This window comes from Bacillus cereus group sp. N8 (assembly GCF_016483685.1).
Classification (GTDB): domain Bacteria; phylum Bacillota; class Bacilli; order Bacillales; family Bacillaceae_G; genus Bacillus_A; species Bacillus_A proteolyticus.
In genome coordinates this window covers 36,537-55,241 of record NZ_JAEHBK010000015.1, presented here as the reverse complement: position 1 = coordinate 55,241, position 18,705 = coordinate 36,537, and the positions used below count along the sequence as shown (strand labels likewise).

Sequence of the window (18,705 nt, the reverse complement as noted above, 5' to 3'; positions counted from 1 at the left end):
TACCAAGATAACCGTGCTGTATTGCAGATTTTTAAAAAATTTGAAAGATGTCGCTTTTAAAGAAGAATAGAATTAAAAAACAAAACCTATATAGGAGAAGTATAAAATGATGAAAAAAATCCCTTATAAAATACTCGCTGTATCGACACTTTTAACTATGACAACAACTTATGCAGTTACACCGGTAGCAGCTTTTGCAAGTGAAATTGAACAAACTAACAATGGAAATATGTCTCTTTCAGCAAATGAAGAACAGATGATAAAAACTGTGCAAGATGCTGGGTTATTTGTAAAATCTATGAATGAATATTCTTATTTGTTAATGAATAATCCGGATGTGAGTTTTGAAGGAATTACTATTAATGGGTATGCAGATTTACCTAGTAAAATTGTACAAGATCAAAACAATGCAAGAGCACATGCAGTTTCATGGAATACGAAAGTAAAAAAACAGCTTTTAGATACATTGACAGGTATTATTGAATACGATACAAAATTTGAAAATCATTATGAAACATTAGTAGAGGCGATCAATACTGGGAATGGAGATACTTTAAAAAAAGGGATTACAGATTTACGGGGGGGAATTCAACAAAATCAAAAGTCTGCAAAAGTATTAATAGAAGAATTAACTAAATTTAAAAATGCTATTGGAGAAGATGTTAGAGTATTTGGAAGCCATAAAGAGACCTTGCAGTCTATTTTAAAAAACCAAGGAGCTGCGGTTGAGGATGATCAAAAGCATTTAGAGGACCTTTTAGGGCAAATAAACTATCAGAAAGACATAGAATCTAAGGGCTTAGACATGGTAAAGATCCCCTTTCTCCCAACATTGATTGCTGGTGGGATAATGATAGGTGATGCAAGAGGTAAGTTAGGCTGGCTAGAGCCGGAATTAGCAAAATTACGTCAGAATGTAGATTATAAGATAACATTAAATCGTGTAGTAGGAGTTGCGTTTCATAATATTAGTGATATGCATAGTGCGATTGATAGTGCTATTACTGCTCTTACTTTTATGTCCACGCAATGGGATGATTTAGACTCTCAATATTCGGGCGTACTGGGACATATTGATACAGCTAATCAAAAAGCTGATCAAAATAGATATAAATTCTTAGTACCTAACTTGAATGCAGCAAAAGATAGTTGGAAAACAATAAGAACAGATGTTGTCACATTACAAGAAGGGATAAAAATTGCAGAGAAAAAAGAACAAGATTTTATGAATCAGCTTCGTCCATCAAGCGTTTCCTACTTTTATAAAAAAATTCATAACGCATATACATTTGAAATAAAGACCGGATCAAATGCACCAAATGCGTCTTATAAAGTTATGAATTTAACTAAAAACACGGTTCATAATATGTGGGGTGGAGGACCAAATACAAGCATGTGGGCTGACTGGCTTTCATTTAATCTAAAAGATGAATTTGCGGTGGTAGCAGTAGTGGATGGAAAAGAATATGTTGTATATAAAGACAAAGTAGAAAATATAATGAACTGAACCTGAAAATGAATGAGCAAAAAGAAAGAGCTTTTTTTGCTTTAGTAATTGCCAACTTTTTTATTTGATAGACGTGTAAATAGACTACTATTTTAGTAAGTCGATGAAAAATTTGTCGAAGTATTGAATATTTAAACCGCGTAGGCAAAACATTTAAATATACGCCTAAAGGTCCAGAAGGCCTTATTGAAAGTGACGTATATACGGAAGTTTAAAAATAAAATTAAGGATAGCTTTTAAATGGATTGGCTACAATATTGATTGTGGAGGTGAGAAAGGTGAACAAAAAACAACAAGGTTACAATAAGGCAACTTCTGGTGCTAGCATCCAAAGTACAAATGCTAGCTATGGTACAGAATTCGCAACTGAAACAAATGTACAAGCGGTAAAACAAGCGAATGCACAGGCTGAGGCAAAGAAAGCACAAGCTTCAGGTGCACAAAGTGCGAATGCTAGTTATGGTACAGAATTTGCAACTGAAACGGATGTGCATGCAGTGAAACAAGCGAATGCACAAGCTGAGGCAAAAAAATCCCAATCTTCTAGTTCTAATCAATAATGAAGGAAAAAGACTTCTCTATCTTAAGAGAAGTCTTTTCTCAGACCGTGGAGAAAGTCTTCTCCACGGCCTATTTTTGTGTCTGAGCCTTTATTGAAGGGGTACCGCCAGCATTTTTGAAAAAAACAAGCTAAGCAAAAAATATAATAAGCCACCCATATGGACAGCTCATTTACATAATTCTCATTATCGGAATTCAATGTATCTAGAAATGAATAAATATGATCTACTTAACATTAGCCTCCGTTATCAGTAATTGGATAACTACTTAAAACAGAAAAGGAATTTGCCAGTTTTTTTGCAAAACTTAATGGTGGTTCAACAGATTGGATATGAATATACATAATCAATGGTTTCATATATAACCAATGATTATGTAAGGCGCTAACAATAATCCCTTGTTGAACAATTGATTGTATAAATAAAGGAATTTCTTCTTGTAAAATAGCGATTTCCCCTAAGTTCAACGCATTGCCATTTTGATCTAACGATTCAAAAGATATCCCAACCGGTATCACAGAGGTGCTTGGTCGTCCTTGAACAAACACTTTAATATTACGACGCAAGGAGACGGAACAAACACCCTGATTTATGTTGCTCTTTCCATTAAAAATTTTAGCAAATTGCTCACAAAGGAAATTAAGGTTGTTCATAAATCTGATGCTCCTTTCTTAGCAGATAAAAGTTACTTCATAAATATTAATACTCGTCCATTAGCTTTTATATAAGTAATTCAAGAAATTTCCATAAAGGAAAGATACCCATATATGAAGTGAACCCAAATAGTGGTACATGAAAAAACATCTTCTGAATTCGCATACTAAGTATGCAAATTCAACGGAGGTGTTTTTTATTTGAAGGGAAGGGTACATTGCCCAGAAGAAGTAAAGTGGAAAGTGATTGAGTTGAAAAAGGATGGCTATTCAAATCGTACCATTATGGAAATACTCGAAATTAAAAATGTTTCCCCAATTAAGACATGGATGAAATGGTATCGTACAGATCCAACTTATTATTTTCAACAACCTGTAGGAAAACAATATCCTTTTGGAAATGGGCCGAAAGAGCTAAGCGAATTGGGCAGATGGTTTAGGTGTTTTGATATGTGTCCCGTTTTCTGGTTCACTTCAACTTCAAAATGGTGTGTTTTCTTTTTTACCTTACAAAATTGTAAGGTAAATGTAAGAGAAATCGAATGAACAGGTTATAGAAAGATGAGAATATTAAGGGGTGATATAATTCATATTTCTTTTTAGTTCGAAAAGTTAAAAAATTTAAGGGTTTATATGACAAAAAGATAAGAAATATGTGAGAAATTTATTCTATACAAAAGGGATGGAGTGAAAGAGATGTCAACAAATGTAGTTACTGTAGAAAGTGTAGAAAAAACGTATGGGAAAAGAAATGAGAATCAGTCAAAAGCATTAAGGGGTGTTTCATTAAGTATTAAAGAAGGGGAGTTTGTAGGGATTATGGGTCCTTCTGGATCTGGAAAAACGACATTACTAAATGTAATTAGTACACTTGATCAAGCGACAGGTGGAAGTGTAACAATAGCTGGCACAAATATTACTTCTATGAAGGGTAATGCATTATCAGATTTTCGTTCTCAAAAATTAGGATTTATTTTTCAAGATTTTAACTTACTAGAGAATTTATCAATTTATGAAAATATCGCTTTACCACTTTCTCTGCAAGGTGTACCGTCAAGTGAAATTACTGGGAAGGTAAATGGAGTAGCAAAGAAATTAGGGATTACTGAAATTTTAACAAAATATCCGACTGCTGTTTCTGGAGGACAAAAGCAAAGAACAGCGGCAGCACGAGCTTTAGTACATAATCCAGCAATCGTATTAGCAGATGAACCGACTGGGGCACTTGATAGTAAAAACGCAAAAAGCTTATTAGAAGCGATGCAAGATTTACATGAAAATCACAATGTAAGTATTTTGATGGTTACACATGATGCATTTAGTGCAAGTTATTGTGAACGTATTTTATTCATTCAAGATGGTCTTCTTTATAAAGAATTAAAGCGTCAAGGAACACGAGAAAGTTTCTATCAGGACATTTTAGGTGTGCTTGCTCATATGGGCTCAGCAACTGAGTCTAAGTAAGGGGGCGGGACTATATGTTATTCAAATTATCACGTCATAGTATGAAAAAGATGTTAAAAGATTATATGGTTTTACTTATTGGTCTCGTTATTAGTATTAGTATCTTCTACATGTTCCAAACGATGGCGATGAATAGTGAATTTACAAAAGATAATAGTCTCATTAGTAGTATTAGACTCGTCTTCTGGGTTGGTGCAATATTGCTTGCTTTCATTACAGTTTTTTACATCATATATGCCAATTCTTTCTTACTCACATTAAGAAGAAAAGAACTTGGTATGTACATGATGCTTGGCGCGAAAAAGAAAAAAGTAGCACATTTATTATTTATTGAGACTTTTGGTATGGGTATTGTCAGTATTATTATTGGGATTTTAGTAGGGATGTTACTTGCTAGTGTAGCAGGGAATTTTTTAATGAATGGAATGGAAATTTCAGCAAAAGGTAATTACGCATCTGTGTACACACCAGCTATATTAGTTACATCTATTTTCTTCTTAATATTATTTTTCATTACTGGTCTAATGAATAGTATCCGATTATTACGTAAAACAGAATTAGAGTTAATACGTGAAGATGAAACACAAGATGAAGTGAAAAAAAGTAAAACTCGCACAGTTATTATGACAGTACTAGGTGTATTGCTGGTAAGTACAGGTTACTATTTTATGGTAAATATAAAAATGTTTGCCGAACTAGGCTTTATAATAGCGACAATTGTTACGACATTAGGAACGTATTTCATTTTTAGTTCGTTACTCCCACTTTTTGTAATGAAAGTTAAGGGGAATAAAAAACGAAATGAAACGGGATTAAATAGTTTTACTTATGCACAGTTACGTTTTCGAGTAACTAGTTTATCGAGAGTATTAGGCACTGTAGCGATGTTAATTGCATTAGGCGCAGGTGCGATGACGGCAGGTATGGCGTTCCAAAAAAATGTAGGTATTATGACAGACTTTTCTCGTGTATATGATGTTGTAATTCATGATCCAAATGAACAAGATAAAGCTTCATTAAAAGAAATGGAAATCGTTGAAGAAAGCAAGTACAAGTATAAAGTAGATGGAGAAGCGGTTTATTATTTACGTAACGACTTAACTGCTAAACCACCACTTGTTTCAGATCACTTTGATACAAAAACTTTAAAAGAGCCTGCTCGTAAACGTGTGGCTGAACCTTTAACTGAACCTGTCTATTCTGCTTTAGAAGCTCCTGAAGCAGCGAATAAGCTTCCTCGTATGCCAAAAGATTGGGAAGATGCAGTTGTAAGAGAAATACAAATTACACATAATCAATTTAATGGAAAACCTGTAAGGATTGCAGATGAAGAACACTATAAAGGAATTCAAGGAACAGAACACACTGTAACATTAGCAAAAGTAGATGATATGAAAAAATATAAACCGTTGTTAATCGAAATAGATAAGAGACAAAAAGAACAAATTGAAAAAACAACAGGTACAAAAGTAGACTTATTTACGAAAATGACAATTTATCAATTTATGAACAGTTTCATGAGTGGGACAATGTTTATGGGATTTTTCCTCGGAATTGCCTTTTTAGCAATGATGGCAAGTTCTCTTATGTTTAAAATATTAACGGGTGCTTCTCGTGACGTACGCCGTTATGAAATGTTAAGAAAAATCGGTGTGAGACGTAGTATGTTAACAAAAAGTATATATAAAGAAATTTCATATTTATTTATCTTCCCAGCGATTATTGGAATTTCCCACGTGTTAGTAGGGCTTAACTTATTTAGCTTTATATTAGTTGACCCGTTTGTAAAGGTGTGGGTGCCAATAGGGATTTTCTTAGTCATTTATTTCATCTATTACTGGATTACCGTCCAACTTTATAAAGGTATGGTAATGCCGAAAGAAGAAGTAGCGAAATAAAATAGTTTAATGGAAAAGTCCTTGTATGAAAACAAGGGCTTTTTTAATAGGATGTTCTTTATAAAGAAGGAAAAGATTGGATAATAGTCGAAAAATATAACAAGACTTCCGAGAAATGACTGAAATAATACTATTTTGTCGAGAGAAAGGATATTACGTATGAAAGAAATGCTACAGTTATTTCGCAACAAAGTGTACGCACGTTTTTTTCTAGCAAATATTTTAGAGCGACTTGGTTCTATGATTGCTGGAATTTCTTTAATGTTTTATTTGTTAAATCAATACGGAAAACAACCAGTTTACGCAACGATGACGCAAATTATGATTGCATTACCTGCATTAATCTTTTTTCTATTAGTAGGGACAGTAGTGGATCGTTTTGATAGACAGCGTATTTGTACGGTAAGTAATATATGTTGTTCGCTTTGTAATATTGGAATTCTAATTTCGCTTTATTACGGGATGATTATACTCGTCTTCATATTTTTATTTTTGGAAAATGCATGTATACAATTTTTCTCTCCATCAGAACAGTCGATGATACAGGGGGTAGTTGAATCAGACCAATATGGTGTAGCGGCGGGTATGAATCAAATGGTAAATAGTTTGTATGCTTTGTTTGGTGTAGGAATTGCAACGATGGTGTATTGGACTTTTGGAATTTACGGAAGCATTTTAGTAAATACGCTCACCTTTATTATGAGTGGTATTTTGATTCAAACGATCTCCATTCCAGAAAAAGTTCGTTTACCAAATGGTAGAACAAAATGGAAAGAAGTTAATTTGAAGATGTTAATAACAGAGTTTCAAGAAGGGATCAAGTATATATATCAAAATGAAACTTTAAAAAAATTACTTTTAGGATTTATCGTATTTGGACTATTAAACGGTATTTTAAGCGTATCCACTACTTACATATTAAAATACAAATTAGCACCAGCAACGTATGAAAGTTTAGCAATGGTGGGCGGTGTAGTTGGAGGGATTTCATTACTAATTGGAAGTATAGTAGCAACAAGTATAGGTAAGAAATATGCACCAAAATCTATTATTGTTTTTGGTATGGCAGGCTCAGGAGTCTTCTTCGGTATGTGTTACTTTGTAAATCACGTATGGTCTTTTTATGTATGTATCGCTTTTGCGACTTTCTTTTTACCATTTATTAATGTTGCAATAATGGGCTGGATGTATGAAATTGTAGAAGAGTCATTCATGGGACGTGTACAAAGTTTACTTAGTCCATTAACGACAGGATTCCAGCTTTTATCTCTCGGTGCGATAGCAATGTTGTTCCCGAAATGGATTAGTGCAGATACATTGTTTATTATTTTATTTGGTTTATTATTTTTGGTTACGTGTTTATATCAAGTTATTTTACCTAGTGGGAAGAAGCAAGTGCAGGGTATAGCTGAAGAGATGTAACATATGTAGTTTTTTATTTCTGAATATTCTACCGAATTGTAAAGGGGATAGAGTGATGGTGATGCGAGTTGCTAAATGGTGTGGGATTACTTGTTTACAACTAGTAGCTGCAATCTTATGTATAATCTGCCTAGGTGCGTTACCGCGTTTATTTAAGGGATTGCAAATTGATTTGATCGGTTTTTGGAACACAGTTCTGTTTCTTGGAGAGAAGTTACTTCAACCAGGTGAAATTACTTATGGATTTCGGAACTCAAGAAAGTTATTTCCGCAAATATGGATTCATTATGTAGAGACAATGTTTGTATTTATTTCGGCATTTATCCTTTCTTTACTCATTGCGTATGTTATCGTTGTGTGGGTATTGCAGCGCTCTCAATCAAAGCAACGTATATGGAATGGAGTTTTCGTCGCACTTGAAAGTATCCCGGACATTTTATTAATTTTACTATCTCAACTTCTAGTAGTAATTATCTTTCAAAAAACAGGATTTATGCCAGTGAAACATGCGGGATTTGGTGAGGATAGAGCTCGCATGTTACCAATAATATGCCTTGCTATACCTACAACGTTATTATTTATGAAGCTACTATTATTACGTTTTAGAGAAGAATTAGAGAAAGATTATAGCATATTTGCAAAGAGCAAAGGACTGAGTTTAAGACATATTTTGACACACCATATTTCAAGAAACGTTTTGTTAACAACAGTCTATTATGCAAAAACAAATATTTTATTTATGTTATCAAATTTATATATTATTGAATGGCTATTTAATACGTACGGCATGTTTGTTTTTGTAAAAGAAAATTCCAAATTAGAAATATTTACAGTGAGTTTAGTTATATTATACGTACCGCTTTTTATACTATTTCGTATATTACATACGCTTTTAAAAAATGTTATAAAGGAGCGTGTGTAACATGTGGCAAGTTGTAAAAAGAGATGTGAGATTTTGGCTAGGTGTTACTTTTTTGAGTGTACTAATGCTTGTTAGTATTGGAAATACGGTGTTTTTTGACGGGAATATTCGCGAATTAACGATGATGTATAACGAAAAAGGAGAATTAGAGGCTGCTCCGTTTTCACCATCGAGTAAATTTTGGTTCGGAAGCGATGAAAAAGGACGCGACCTTTTTCAGTTAATAATAGAAGGAGCGAAATGGACAGTTGGTGCTAGTATCGTTATCGCAATTTTACGTGTAGTAATTGGCGGAACTATTGGTTTATTGCTTGGTATGTACAGTAAACGCTCATTTTCAGTTATCTCATCTTTTTTTGATCCGTTTAGCATTGTACCGATGATTATGATTTCCTATTTTATGTTACATGAAGTTTTAATGTTTGAAAGTGGAGAGGAGGCTGCTCCGTTTCATTTGCGAGTTACGTTTCAAGTAGTGGTTCTTGCGTGTCTTGCTGTACCAACTGTTATGTTGTATGTAGCGCAAGAAGTAAAACGTATTAAGAATGAAGAATTTATGTTGGCGGCCACTGTGCTCGGCGGGAGTAAGTGGCAGAGGTTGAAACGTCATGTATGGCCGCATATGCTACCATCATTTCTTTTATTAGTAGCCCAGCAATTTGTAAGTACTTTATTACTCCTCTTGCATCTTGGTTTGTTAGAATTATTTTTTGGCGGAACAATAATTTTTGGTACAGAAGCAGATAGTGTAACAAAAGAGTGGACAGGTTTAATCGGACAAAACTTCCGTCACTTAACTACACATACATGGATTGTACTTATACCAATCGCTTTCTATAGTATGACAATTTTGTCAGGAAATCTTATTAGTAATAGTATGCAAGATGCGATTAAGCTAGGAAATGTTAGAAGAGCGAATCGGAAGAAGGAAGAAGTGAAAGTAGAGAAACTAATACAGCCTACCATGAATGATTTTTCATTTCATAGAGAGGTGCAAAAATAAAAAAAGATAGCTGAAGAAAAATTGTTTTCAGCTATCTTTTTTCGTTTAGAGTGGAGGTAAATCAATCTTACCTTCTTCAAATAATTCTTTTATCATATGTTTCGTATAACCAGCAGCTTGACCAAATGTGATTTTTGCTGGCATTGGTGCTTCATTTACATCTACAACTACATCAATAATGCACGGTTTATTTTGTTTTACTGCATTTTCAAAGGCAGGAAGTAAGTCATCTAAATGTTCTACACGGTATCCAATACCACCGCACGCCTCTGCGTATTTTGCGAAATCAGGATTCGCTAAGTCTGTACCAAATTCAATATTACCCATAACCTCTTGTTCGAATTTAATCATAGCAATTTTATTATTGTTTAATACAACAACAACGATTGGTAGTTTATATTTAACAGCTGTTACGAAGTCATTCATTGTCATTCCGAATCCGCCGTCACCACAAACTGCAAATACTTGTTTATCCGGGAAAGCAATTTTTCCAGCAAGGGCACCAGGTAAACCACAACCAAGCGTGGCAAGCCAGCTAGAAATGATAAATTGCTGATTCGTCATACGGAAGTGTCTTGCTGTCCATACTGTTACATTTCCGACATCGACTGATAGAATTGCGTCATCTTCTGCTACTTTCTGCAGAGCGTGCATAACTCGCTGTGGTTTAATTGGAGTGGAAGAGTCTTCTTCTTGATTGTGTAATTTTTCTTCCCACTTTTTCATCATTTCTTGGTGGTGTTCTAAGAAAGTATGGTCTTCAAGTTTTTCTACATTTTCAATTAACCATTTTAATGTTTTATCAGCATCACCAGCTAAGCCGATGTCTGTCGCATAACGTTTCCCGATTTGAGCCGGATCTGTATCAATATGAAGTGTTTTTGCTTTCTCAGGTAAGAAACCAGTAAACGGATAAGAAGTACCAACCATAATTAAAGTATCCGCATGCTTCATTGCCTCATAAGAAGGCTTTGTTCCAATTAATCCTAACCCACCGATGCAAAGAGGGTGTTCATCAGGAATAATCCCTTTAGCAGGTAACGTAAGTACGATTGGAGCACCAATGTGTTCTGCAAATGCAAGTAAAGACTCTCTTGCATGTTTTGCTCCTTTCCCGGCTAAAATAACAGGTTTTTTCGCTTCATTTATTGCGAGTTTCGCTGCATGTAAATCTTTTTCTTGCGGAAATAACTCAGGCAATGTAAAAGAAGTGTTTGTAACACGAGCACCATTTTTTATTTCGAATTTCGGAACATCATCTGGAATTGTTAGAACAGATACACCTTTTTTCGTATATGCCATTCGAATCGCTTGATTCACTACAGCAGGTAGTTGTTCTCCTGACATAATGCGTTGGTTATAAACCGCAACATCATCAAACATTCTTTCTAAGTTTACTTCTTGGAAAAAATCGGTTCCGAGTAAATCAGATTCCACTTGTCCTGAAATTGCTAATACCGGGGCTTTATCGAGTTTCGCATCATATAAACCGTTTAATAAATGAATAGCGCCAGGTCCTGCGATTGCCATACAAACACCTAGTTTTCCTGTTAATTTTGCATAGGCAGCCGCTGCTAATGCGCCAGCTTCTTCATGACGAACTTGAATGAATTTAATTTTATCTTGTTTTTTTCTTAAAGCTTCAATAATAGAGTTGATGGAATCTCCAGGCATTCCGTATATATGTTCTACTCCCCAGTCAATTAATAGATCAACTAATGCTTCACCGGCTGTTTTTCCAAACATAATTGTTCCTCCTTTTAATAGGTAGATACTATTATGTTTTGGAGAAAAAGGAAAAATATACAATTGATAAAATTTTTATCTTTAATGATGACCGGCGAATAGTGTAAATACTATTATTAGTAAAAATCCACTAATAGACCACGATAGAAACGGAAGGAAAGGTAGCTGTTTTTTTGCTTTCCAAAGCATTTCATGAATTGTGACATATCCAAGTGAACCAATAGCACTTCCCATAATGAGTCCTTGTAAATGAAGAGCTTTTCCTTCCATAAAAATGCCAAAAACTGTACCAGTTCCGAGAATAAGAGAAAGTAATAAAGTTGTTAATAAAAAGGAAATACATTTATGTTTTGTAAAGAGAAAGGGAATAATTAATGCTAATCCTTCTGGAATATGGTGAACGACAATTGCTATTAAAAACGGAATGGCAGAGTCATTATGATTTATAAAAGCTGTACCTAACGCAAATCCACTCGGTATATTATGAATAAATATAGCGAAAGAGAGAAAAAGGAAGGTTTGCCATGCTTGTTGATCCTTTTTATGTATCATTGGATGATGACAATAGTTATCTAATAAGCTCATAACTAAAATACCGATAGCTATACCAAGTATAGGCCCAATTATTTCATAGCTTGAAAATGTTTCAGGAATAATTTCAAGTGATAATAACCCAAGTAAAATGCCGCCACATAATGCGTATAAACGATGCATTTTTTCTTCAATTAGCTGGCGTGTTGCTATTCCAACAGCACCGCCTAATAGTAATCCACCGAATGAAAAAAACGTAACAATCATTGGAATCCATAATCGTTCCATAGTATCACACTCCGATTCTATACCCTTGTTTTTAGCTTACGAGAAGGAAAGTTAGATTAGTCCAAATTATTATGATTAATTATAGAGAAAAAACTGTAAATTCATTATAATTTATATATTGAAATGAAATGGAGAATACAAATGCAAACAAAATGGAGTTTATCTGAATACGAAAATCCAAAACGGTATGATATTGAAAATAAAAGTTTGTCAGATTTTCCGTTTTTACTATCATGGGCAAAAAAACTAAATATACAAAATGAATGGATTCTAGATATTGCCTGTGGTACAGGAAGGGTTACAATTCCATTTATAGAAAATGGATATCAAATGATTGGTGTAGATATACATGAAGGAATGCTTGCTGAAGCAAAGAAAAAAACTACGGATTGTAAGAAGGTAAAATGGTTACAACAAGACTGTTTACAATTAAGAATGAATGAAACAATTCCGTTAGCATTTATGGTAGGACACGGATTCCAGCATTTTCTTACGAATACTCATCAAAATCAGTTATTAACATCTATTCATCATGTGTTAGCTGAGAATGGTATATTCATATTCGATACACGTTTTCCTTCAAAAGAAGAATTAATACAACCATCTACAGAAGAATATTGGACTACTGTTACTGACGAAAAGGGAAGAAAATGTGATCTATATACTGAAATGACATATGATTCAATTCAGCAAATACAGCACTACATAACCACAAGAAGGTTTTATGAGGGTGATACTCTAGTAGAGGAAATAAAAACAACGATAGATCTTCGTTATACGTACCCGCAAGAATTAGAAAGGTTGTTAGAGTTGAACGGGTTCGAGTTGCTACATATATATAATGATTGGGAAGGGAATGAGTTAGGAGAGGATTGTTATTCAATGGTAGTAGTTTGCCGGAAGAAAAAATAGTATTATTTTAATAAATATGAGTGTAAAAGCCTTTAAGGAGAGAAAAAATGTCTTGGTACTTAGATAATGTTTATGAATTAAATAAAGAAGCGCCGTATACATTCTACCTTCCTAGCTCAGAAGTGTTGGAGAAATTAAAGGTTGGAGATTTGGTAAAGCTAATTTTTGTATCTAAAAATGAGGAAGAAGATGGATTTAATGGTGAAAGAATGTGGGTTGAAATCACTGAAAGAAATGAGAAGAAGTTTGTAGGGGAACTGAGCAATGAACCATATCGCTTAGATTTAAAAATAGGTGATAAAATTTCATTTGGAATTGAAAATATATGTGATACGGAATATAACGATCCAGCTTCAAAAGCTTGGGATTTTTATTTTGATACGAAGGTAATTGTTAGTAATGATGTACTTGAAAAAAGAGAATTTAACTTTATGCTTAAAGAGGATTCAAGAGAAGAAGGTGACTCTGGCTGGTCAATATTAAGTGGCTATGAAAGTGATGACTATGTAAATAATCCTAAAAACTTTCAAATTATTTCAATTGGAGTCATATTGAATATGGATGATTCTATTTTAGAATTTATTGGGGAACCATCTTTATGTGCATATGAAAGAAATGATAGAGGTAGATTTTATAAGATTGAAGACTATGATTGGGATACTTATTTAAATGGATAAGGAAAGATACGACATGCTAAAGAAAATACAGTATGTATATTGTTTTTAAGTAGGTGAATTTCAAATGATTTTTTCATTAGGTAAAATAGATATTTTTCTTCCAGATGCAACATCCTCATACTTTTTTATTGTTGAGGACTTAGCAGAGATATTAAAAATTGAAACAAACTACGATGCATTAAAACAGTTTCGAAAAATACTTAGAAACGAGATAGAAAAAGATTTATACAAGCGTATAGATTTTGGTCAAGATTCAAACGAGGTAGTAATTCGTACTACTAATGCTCTTACTATACTTAAGATTGCTGTAATTATTAATGGAGTAATTAATGTTACGATTTCAGAAGAAGAAATGACAGAAGCTGAACAGAAGCTCCTTTCTCACAAACGCCCTAAAAAACAAAAGTGGAAAGTGGGAGACATATTTTGGCTTAATCTTAGTAATGGTACATATGGGTTTGGACAGGTATTATGGAAACCTTTTGGTAGTCCTGTTTGTGGACTATTTGATTTAAATACAGAGACCATTCCAAATGTAGAAGAGGTTTCAAATCATTCTTTTATCTCCGTATTAACAGTACTCTCTAGTTCATTAGACAAGGGTGATTGGAAGGTGATTGACAATGCAGATGTAAGGATTGATGTGGAGAAGGTTCCTAGGCAACATCGTGGATTGGATGTTGCTGGTTCAATGAGTTATAGTGACGACACTCTTCTTGAGTTAGCAAATGCTTATTACGGACTTTTTCCGTGGAACGTTTTCTATGAAGAAGATTATTTTGACAACATTTTATTATCACCATTTAAACGCCCTAACATTGCCAAAGTTTTATCGTCAATAGAAAGAGAAGAGTTTAGAAAAGAAAAAAAGTGGAATTAAGAATAAAATGGTAGCCGAAACTACCGTTTTAATTTTTAGTTTAAATAAAAGCATCAATAGTAAGTTTTTTATATTTTTGTAATACGTATGTTTATGTAAATGAAATTGAATGTGAAATGATTAGGATATGTTAGTATATTACTTGTTTTTGCCACTGCCCAATAAGGTAAAAAGTAACTTGAAGATGTGGGAGTATATGAGATTTTTAAAGGGATTCCAAAAGAATCGCTTATTTTATATTGTTTTTAAAAAATGTTGTACTATATCGAGGTATTTATCTGGATGAATTAAACTAATTTCTCCATGTCTATTTTTTTTTATGACTTTTAGCAAACTATCATTAATGGTAGCGTGAAGTAGAGCTGCTGATTTTTTCATTATTGATAATTCTTTCTCACCAACTAATATTAATGTTTTGGCTTTAGTCTTGCATAATGTTGAAGGGATTGGATAGTCTCCATTGCTTTTCGTAATATTAATTAGGGTTTCTTTTGTCATTCGTGAACTATCTTCATAATATGTTCCAAATAATTCCTCTGGTACATTTAATGTTTTTGCCTGTAGTTTTGCATACCATCTGTTTTTAATTAATCCATAGCACACATTATACATTGGTACAGTTAATGTGACTGCTATTTTCATAGGATAAACCAACGCACTTTCGATAACAGCATTCTCTGTAATATCAAATTCTTGAGATATTATTTCAACAACGATTTGAGCGCCAATAGAAAGACCACAAATCGCAAAAACTTTTCCATTACAATTTTCTTTTATATAATTAATAACCTGTTCGGCCGATTTTTTTATACTTACAAAAGTATTATTCCAATCATCGCCATGTCCATCAATAATAGGCGTAACAATATAATACTCTTTTTTCAATGCTTCAATTTGTGGTTTTAATGACCACCATGACAGTCCACCACCATGAAGGAGAATGATAACTGGCATATTTTTGTTATCAAATTCTTTGAATAACATATTTATCCCTCATCTATATATCGAATAGTGAATAAGAAATCTTTTTTTATTACTGAACGAATACATATAATTGCTAATATATTTAGTTTCAACACCATTAAAACCTATCTACCCACTTTGTGTATTTGTTGTGTATAGGAACTGGAACGTGTATTCATTTTATCTAATCGTATTCTATAGGAGTTTCTGTATCAAAAAAAGATCAGTGATTTTCTTTTAATTATATACGATAATTATAATGGGGGAGGAACATCGCCAAAGTTTTATCGTCAATAGAAAGAGAAAAATATAGAAACGAAAAAAAATGGAATTAAAAAGAGAGCTTTTTTGTGATTTTAATATTACTAACTATAACCTATCGAGTAAAACAATTTTTTTGTTTTACTTATAAATAAATGGAGGTACTAATTATGCAGCAAATTAAAAAAATAGGAAATTCATTTTGGTATATGACACCTGTTTCTGACACGGATAGACCTATATTAGGAATGGTCGTTGGAAAAGAAAAAACTTTAATGATTGATGCAGGGAATTCAGAAGCACATGCACAATTATTTTTAGAAATGTTAAAAGAACAGAATGTATCAAGTCCTGATTTTGTGGCACTAACGCATTGGCACTGGGATCATATTTTTGGATTGTCTATACTACAAAATGCATTAACTATTGCACATACTGAAACGAAAAAGGAGATGCAGACATTAGTATCTTATGAATGGACAGATGATGCGTTGAACGCACGAGTAGAAGAAGGTACAGAAATTGAATTTTGTGCGGATTGTATCAAAAAAGAGTTTAGTGAACAACCAAGAAATATTAAAATTATCCCACCGAACTTAACGTTTCAGAATCAACTTGAATTAGATCTTGGTGAAGTGACATGCGTGTTAAAACATGTTGGCGGAGATCATGCACATGACTCTGTTGTTATGTATATGAAAGAAGAAAAGATATTGTTTTTAGGAGACTGTATATATGCTGATATTTTTTCTTCGAAGTGGAATTATACGACGAAACGAACGTTTAAATTAATAGATGAATTAGAGAAATTTGATGCTGAGACATATATTCTTTCTCATGGGACAGCTATAAATCGGGATGAGTTTTTACAAGAGATGCATTTGCTGAAAACAGTAGGAACTTATACGGAAATACATAAAGGCGATGAAGAGAAGATAAAGGAAGCTTTTAAACGAGATATAGATAGAGAATTAAATGAAGATGAACTAGAAACAATAACGTTTTTTGTAAATGGCTATGAAATGAACAATCTGTAAAATACAAATCTAATCAAATGGCATTAAATTACACAAAAAGAGTATTGAGAGTAAGTGCAATACTCTTTTTGAAATTAAATTTGAAGTGATGAAAAGTCATCAATAATTTCCACTACTTCAATTTTCCCATTAATCAATAGCTCAGGAAGTTCATTTTCAACGTTTCCCTTCCAATACTCTTTAGCTTGTTCAATTTTTTGAGAGAATGGAATACCATCTTCTTTCGGTAAAAGATTACCGTCACCTTCAAAAGAATTTCCAGTCACTTGTAGTTTAACAATCTGCAAAACTTCTCGATTGTAGGAATCAAATAATGCTTTCCATTTCAAAGCATCTTCATAGTTTTTGGCAGCATATAAGCAAGATAATCTGGAAGGGTATTCAGGATATTCTTGTAGCCTAACCATTTCTACAATCGTTTCTCTGACCGCTCTAATTGTTTGATCCATATAACTCATAACTACTTTCGCATTTTCATTTTTTATATATAATCCGCCATTTGTATAATGATTTTTTAAAATTTGCATCGAATCTTCACCATTAGAATTTAATTGCGCTCTTTCAAAAAAGAAGCGATATAGGGTATTTGTTTGATTTTTGTCAAAATGAATGATTTGTCCTACACTCATTTTTTTCCTTGTAACGATGTGATAAGCGTAAAATTCTGTTTCATGCATGGTTCTCCTCCTAGAAGTTATATATTTCAATGTTAAATTTAATAATTCGACATTGAAATATATAAAACCTTTATAAATAAAAGTGAGAGTTCGGGTTGAGAGGAAAGAAAAAATATGAAAACGTTTTAAATTTGTTCACAAAATGTTCACTTACGAAGAAGTTTCCAATATCGATATAATGACAAAGACTCAAAGAGAAGGGATGATGAAAATTGCCAACGACAAGAAAGGAAAACCTCCAATTTGGTATGATGATGTGCCTCGGGATGGTTATAGTTATGACGTTTTACAATATATTATTGAATGGAGCAGGAGGGCCAATTCATATTAAGGAGATCGCATTAGAATTACTAATTGGATTTATGATTGCACTATTAATTGAAATATGTATCGTTGGACCTTGTGCGAAAAAAATTGTATTCGCGTTACCATTTGATAAATCGAAGAAAATAAATATTATACTTGCGATGGCGACAGCAATGGTAATCGGAATGGTGTTCTTTATGTCATTTCTTGGTATGGCTATGATGTATTTACATAACGGGCTACATGGTGACTCATTTATTTCTATTTACTTTTCAATTTTTATTAAAAACTTCATGATGGCGTATCCACTACAATTAATCATTATGGGACCGTTAGTACGTTTCTTATTTGCAAAGTTTGTTATGAAGAATAAACCTGTTAATATAGAGTAGTTATTATTTATAAAACATTATATATAGATGAAATCATAAAAACGCATCTCAAATATTTTGAGGTGTGTTTTTTCTTATTCATTCTCAGTTATTTTCATAGTAATGTGACATTTGTCCTTTTGCCTTTGTAGGATTATAGCTTTTAATTAAGTCAGAAATAGAAAATTAGGAGATGATTTTTTGAAGGGCATTGTATTTGCTATTTTTGCTGGTCTATTTATAACACTTCAAGGAACCTTTAATGCGAAACTTAGTTCACATATCGGCATATGGTCAACGAGTATTATAACGCATTTAATTGGGTTTCTTATTGCCACTACTGTATTTTTGGTAAAGAAAAAAGAGAAAGTAATGGATTTAAAGGGTGTGAAAAAAGTATATTTAGCAGCCGGTGCATTCGGTGGTTTGATTATTTGTGCAGAAACTATGGCGATATATTCAATGGGAGTTACATTAACAGCTGGAACACTTTTGGTTGCACAATTATTAACAGCAACTGTTATTGAAATGAAAGGACTGTTTCATATAAAAAAGATAGCAATGGAGAGATATCACATTGTGGGAACAATAGTAATGATTATAGGTATTGCTGTATTTAATATGTAA

General features: G+C 33.1%; 18 protein-coding genes and 1 pseudogene. 14 read left to right on the top strand and 5 right to left on the bottom strand.

Features of this window, described 5'->3' with window-relative positions:
• Nucleotides 1-106: 106 nt before the first annotated feature.
• Both hblB and JDS80_RS20290 read left to right on the top strand, forming a co-directional pair.
• On the top strand, nt 107-1,507 hold the full coding sequence (hblB, locus tag JDS80_RS20295; protein WP_098889928.1) for a hemolysin BL regulatory component HblB: 1,401 nt from the start codon (nt 107-109) through the stop codon (nt 1,505-1,507).
• 278 nt (nt 1,508-1,785) lie between these two features.
• A complete protein-coding gene (locus tag JDS80_RS20290) occupies nt 1,786-2,067 on the top strand; it encodes a gamma-type small acid-soluble spore protein (RefSeq protein ID WP_071745562.1) in 282 nt (93 codons plus the stop codon).
• 236 nt (nt 2,068-2,303) lie between these two features.
• Here the strand turns inward: JDS80_RS20290 and JDS80_RS20285 are convergent, their stop codons facing one another.
• A complete protein-coding gene (locus JDS80_RS20285) occupies nt 2,304-2,720 on the bottom strand; it encodes a DUF1259 domain-containing protein (protein WP_071745563.1) in 417 nt (138 codons plus the stop codon).
• A 201-nt stretch (nt 2,721-2,921) separates the two neighbouring features.
• Here JDS80_RS20285 and JDS80_RS20280 point away from each other — a divergent pair.
• From JDS80_RS20280 to JDS80_RS20255, 6 genes and pseudogenes are all read left to right on the top strand, one after another.
• Nucleotides 2,922-3,146 (top strand): annotated as a pseudogene (locus JDS80_RS20280) (IS3-like element ISBt2 family transposase); the annotation flags it as partial.
• A gap of 270 nt (nt 3,147-3,416) precedes the next feature.
• On the top strand, nt 3,417-4,184 hold the full coding sequence (locus JDS80_RS20275) for an ABC transporter ATP-binding protein (RefSeq protein WP_071745564.1): 768 nt from the start codon (nt 3,417-3,419) through the stop codon (nt 4,182-4,184).
• A gap of 14 nt (nt 4,185-4,198) precedes the next feature.
• Nucleotides 4,199-6,082 carry an FtsX-like permease family protein gene (locus tag JDS80_RS20270; RefSeq protein WP_199639860.1) on the top strand — a complete coding sequence of 628 codons (1,884 nt, stop codon included), beginning with the start codon at nt 4,199-4,201 and terminating at the stop codon, nt 6,080-6,082.
• A 159-nt stretch (nt 6,083-6,241) separates the two neighbouring features.
• Entirely contained in the window at nt 6,242-7,504 is a 1,263-nt protein-coding gene (locus tag JDS80_RS20265) for an MFS transporter (RefSeq protein ID WP_199639859.1), read from the top strand.
• Nucleotides 7,505-7,559: 55 nt separating this feature from the next.
• Nucleotides 7,560-8,426 (top strand): ABC transporter permease subunit, encoded by an 867-nt coding sequence (locus JDS80_RS20260; RefSeq protein WP_142347553.1) that lies wholly within the window; start codon nt 7,560-7,562, stop codon nt 8,424-8,426.
• Nucleotide 8,427: 1 nt separating this feature from the next.
• Nucleotides 8,428-9,429, top strand: coding sequence for an ABC transporter permease (locus JDS80_RS20255; protein WP_098889931.1), 1,002 nt, complete (start codon nt 8,428-8,430; stop codon nt 9,427-9,429).
• A 45-nt stretch (nt 9,430-9,474) separates the two neighbouring features.
• On the opposite strand, the gene JDS80_RS20250 is transcribed toward JDS80_RS20255, so the two are convergent.
• Nucleotides 9,475-11,175 (bottom strand): pyruvate oxidase, encoded by a 1,701-nt coding sequence (locus JDS80_RS20250; RefSeq protein ID WP_199639858.1) that lies wholly within the window; start codon nt 11,173-11,175, stop codon nt 9,475-9,477.
• A gap of 81 nt (nt 11,176-11,256) precedes the next feature.
• The gene (locus JDS80_RS20245) at nt 11,257-11,994 is read right to left on the bottom strand and encodes a ZIP family metal transporter (RefSeq protein WP_199639857.1); all 738 of its coding nucleotides are present in this window, start codon (nt 11,992-11,994) and stop codon (nt 11,257-11,259) included.
• Nucleotides 11,995-12,117: 123 nt separating this feature from the next.
• Between JDS80_RS20245 and JDS80_RS20240 the strand changes: the two genes are divergently transcribed.
• The 3 genes from JDS80_RS20240 (at nt 12,118) to JDS80_RS20230 (ending at nt 14,463) form a co-directional block, all read left to right on the top strand.
• Nucleotides 12,118-12,906: a class I SAM-dependent methyltransferase gene (locus JDS80_RS20240; protein ID WP_071771440.1), complete on the top strand. Its 789-nt coding sequence runs from the start codon at nt 12,118-12,120 to the stop codon at nt 12,904-12,906.
• 47 nt (nt 12,907-12,953) lie between these two features.
• Nucleotides 12,954-13,583, top strand: a complete 630-nt coding sequence (locus tag JDS80_RS20235; protein WP_071745571.1) for an immunity protein Imm33 domain-containing protein — start codon at nt 12,954-12,956, stop codon at nt 13,581-13,583.
• Nucleotides 13,584-13,647: 64 nt separating this feature from the next.
• Complete coding sequence (locus JDS80_RS20230) at nt 13,648-14,463, top strand: Imm26 family immunity protein (RefSeq protein ID WP_199639856.1); 816 nt, start codon at nt 13,648-13,650, stop codon at nt 14,461-14,463.
• 234 nt (nt 14,464-14,697) lie between these two features.
• Here the strand turns inward: JDS80_RS20230 and JDS80_RS20225 are convergent, their stop codons facing one another.
• The gene (locus tag JDS80_RS20225; protein ID WP_199639855.1) at nt 14,698-15,447 is read right to left on the bottom strand and encodes an alpha/beta fold hydrolase; all 750 of its coding nucleotides are present in this window, start codon (nt 15,445-15,447) and stop codon (nt 14,698-14,700) included.
• Between the two features lie 410 nt (nt 15,448-15,857).
• On the opposite strand from JDS80_RS20225, the gene JDS80_RS20220 reads away from it, so the two are divergent.
• Nucleotides 15,858-16,724: an MBL fold metallo-hydrolase gene (locus JDS80_RS20220; RefSeq protein ID WP_071745573.1), complete on the top strand. Its 867-nt coding sequence runs from the start codon at nt 15,858-15,860 to the stop codon at nt 16,722-16,724.
• A 74-nt stretch (nt 16,725-16,798) separates the two neighbouring features.
• Here JDS80_RS20220 and JDS80_RS20215 read toward each other — a convergent pair whose 3' ends face one another.
• Nucleotides 16,799-17,401: a DUF2441 domain-containing protein gene (locus tag JDS80_RS20215; protein WP_071745574.1), complete on the bottom strand. Its 603-nt coding sequence runs from the start codon at nt 17,399-17,401 to the stop codon at nt 16,799-16,801.
• A gap of 212 nt (nt 17,402-17,613) precedes the next feature.
• On the opposite strand from JDS80_RS20215, the gene JDS80_RS20210 reads away from it, so the two are divergent.
• Together JDS80_RS20210 and JDS80_RS20205 are read left to right on the top strand one after the other, a co-directional pair.
• Nucleotides 17,614-18,099, top strand: a complete 486-nt coding sequence (locus JDS80_RS20210) for a DUF2798 domain-containing protein (RefSeq protein WP_098889936.1) — start codon at nt 17,614-17,616, stop codon at nt 18,097-18,099.
• A 180-nt stretch (nt 18,100-18,279) separates the two neighbouring features.
• Entirely contained in the window at nt 18,280-18,705 is a 426-nt protein-coding gene (locus JDS80_RS20205) for a DMT family transporter (protein WP_199639854.1), read from the top strand.

Coding starts and splice junctions, on each gene's coding strand:
- JDS80_RS20220 (WP_071745573.1), top strand. CDS start 15,858: ATGCAGCAAATTAAAAAAATAGGAAATTCATTTTGGTATATGACACCT.
- hblB (WP_098889928.1), top strand. CDS start 107: ATGATGAAAAAAATCCCTTATAAAATACTCGCTGTATCGACACTTTTA.
- JDS80_RS20275 (WP_071745564.1), top strand. CDS start 3,417: ATGTCAACAAATGTAGTTACTGTAGAAAGTGTAGAAAAAACGTATGGG.
- JDS80_RS20285 (WP_071745563.1), bottom strand. CDS start 2,720: ATGAACAACCTTAATTTCCTTTGTGAGCAATTTGCTAAAATTTTTAAT.
- JDS80_RS20235 (WP_071745571.1), top strand. CDS start 12,954: ATGTCTTGGTACTTAGATAATGTTTATGAATTAAATAAAGAAGCGCCG.
- JDS80_RS20250 (WP_199639858.1), bottom strand. CDS start 11,175: ATGTTTGGAAAAACAGCCGGTGAAGCATTAGTTGATCTATTAATTGAC.
- JDS80_RS20225 (WP_199639855.1), bottom strand. CDS start 15,447: ATGTTATTCAAAGAATTTGATAACAAAAATATGCCAGTTATCATTCTC.
- JDS80_RS20260 (WP_142347553.1), top strand. CDS start 7,560: ATGGTGATGCGAGTTGCTAAATGGTGTGGGATTACTTGTTTACAACTA.
- JDS80_RS20240 (WP_071771440.1), top strand. CDS start 12,118: ATGAAATGGAGAATACAAATGCAAACAAAATGGAGTTTATCTGAATAC.
- JDS80_RS20270 (WP_199639860.1), top strand. CDS start 4,199: ATGTTATTCAAATTATCACGTCATAGTATGAAAAAGATGTTAAAAGAT.
- JDS80_RS20215 (WP_071745574.1), bottom strand. CDS start 17,401: ATGCATGAAACAGAATTTTACGCTTATCACATCGTTACAAGGAAAAAA.
- JDS80_RS20245 (WP_199639857.1), bottom strand. CDS start 11,994: ATGGAACGATTATGGATTCCAATGATTGTTACGTTTTTTTCATTCGGT.
- JDS80_RS20230 (WP_199639856.1), top strand. CDS start 13,648: ATGATTTTTTCATTAGGTAAAATAGATATTTTTCTTCCAGATGCAACA.
- JDS80_RS20255 (WP_098889931.1), top strand. CDS start 8,428: ATGTGGCAAGTTGTAAAAAGAGATGTGAGATTTTGGCTAGGTGTTACT.
- JDS80_RS20265 (WP_199639859.1), top strand. CDS start 6,242: ATGAAAGAAATGCTACAGTTATTTCGCAACAAAGTGTACGCACGTTTT.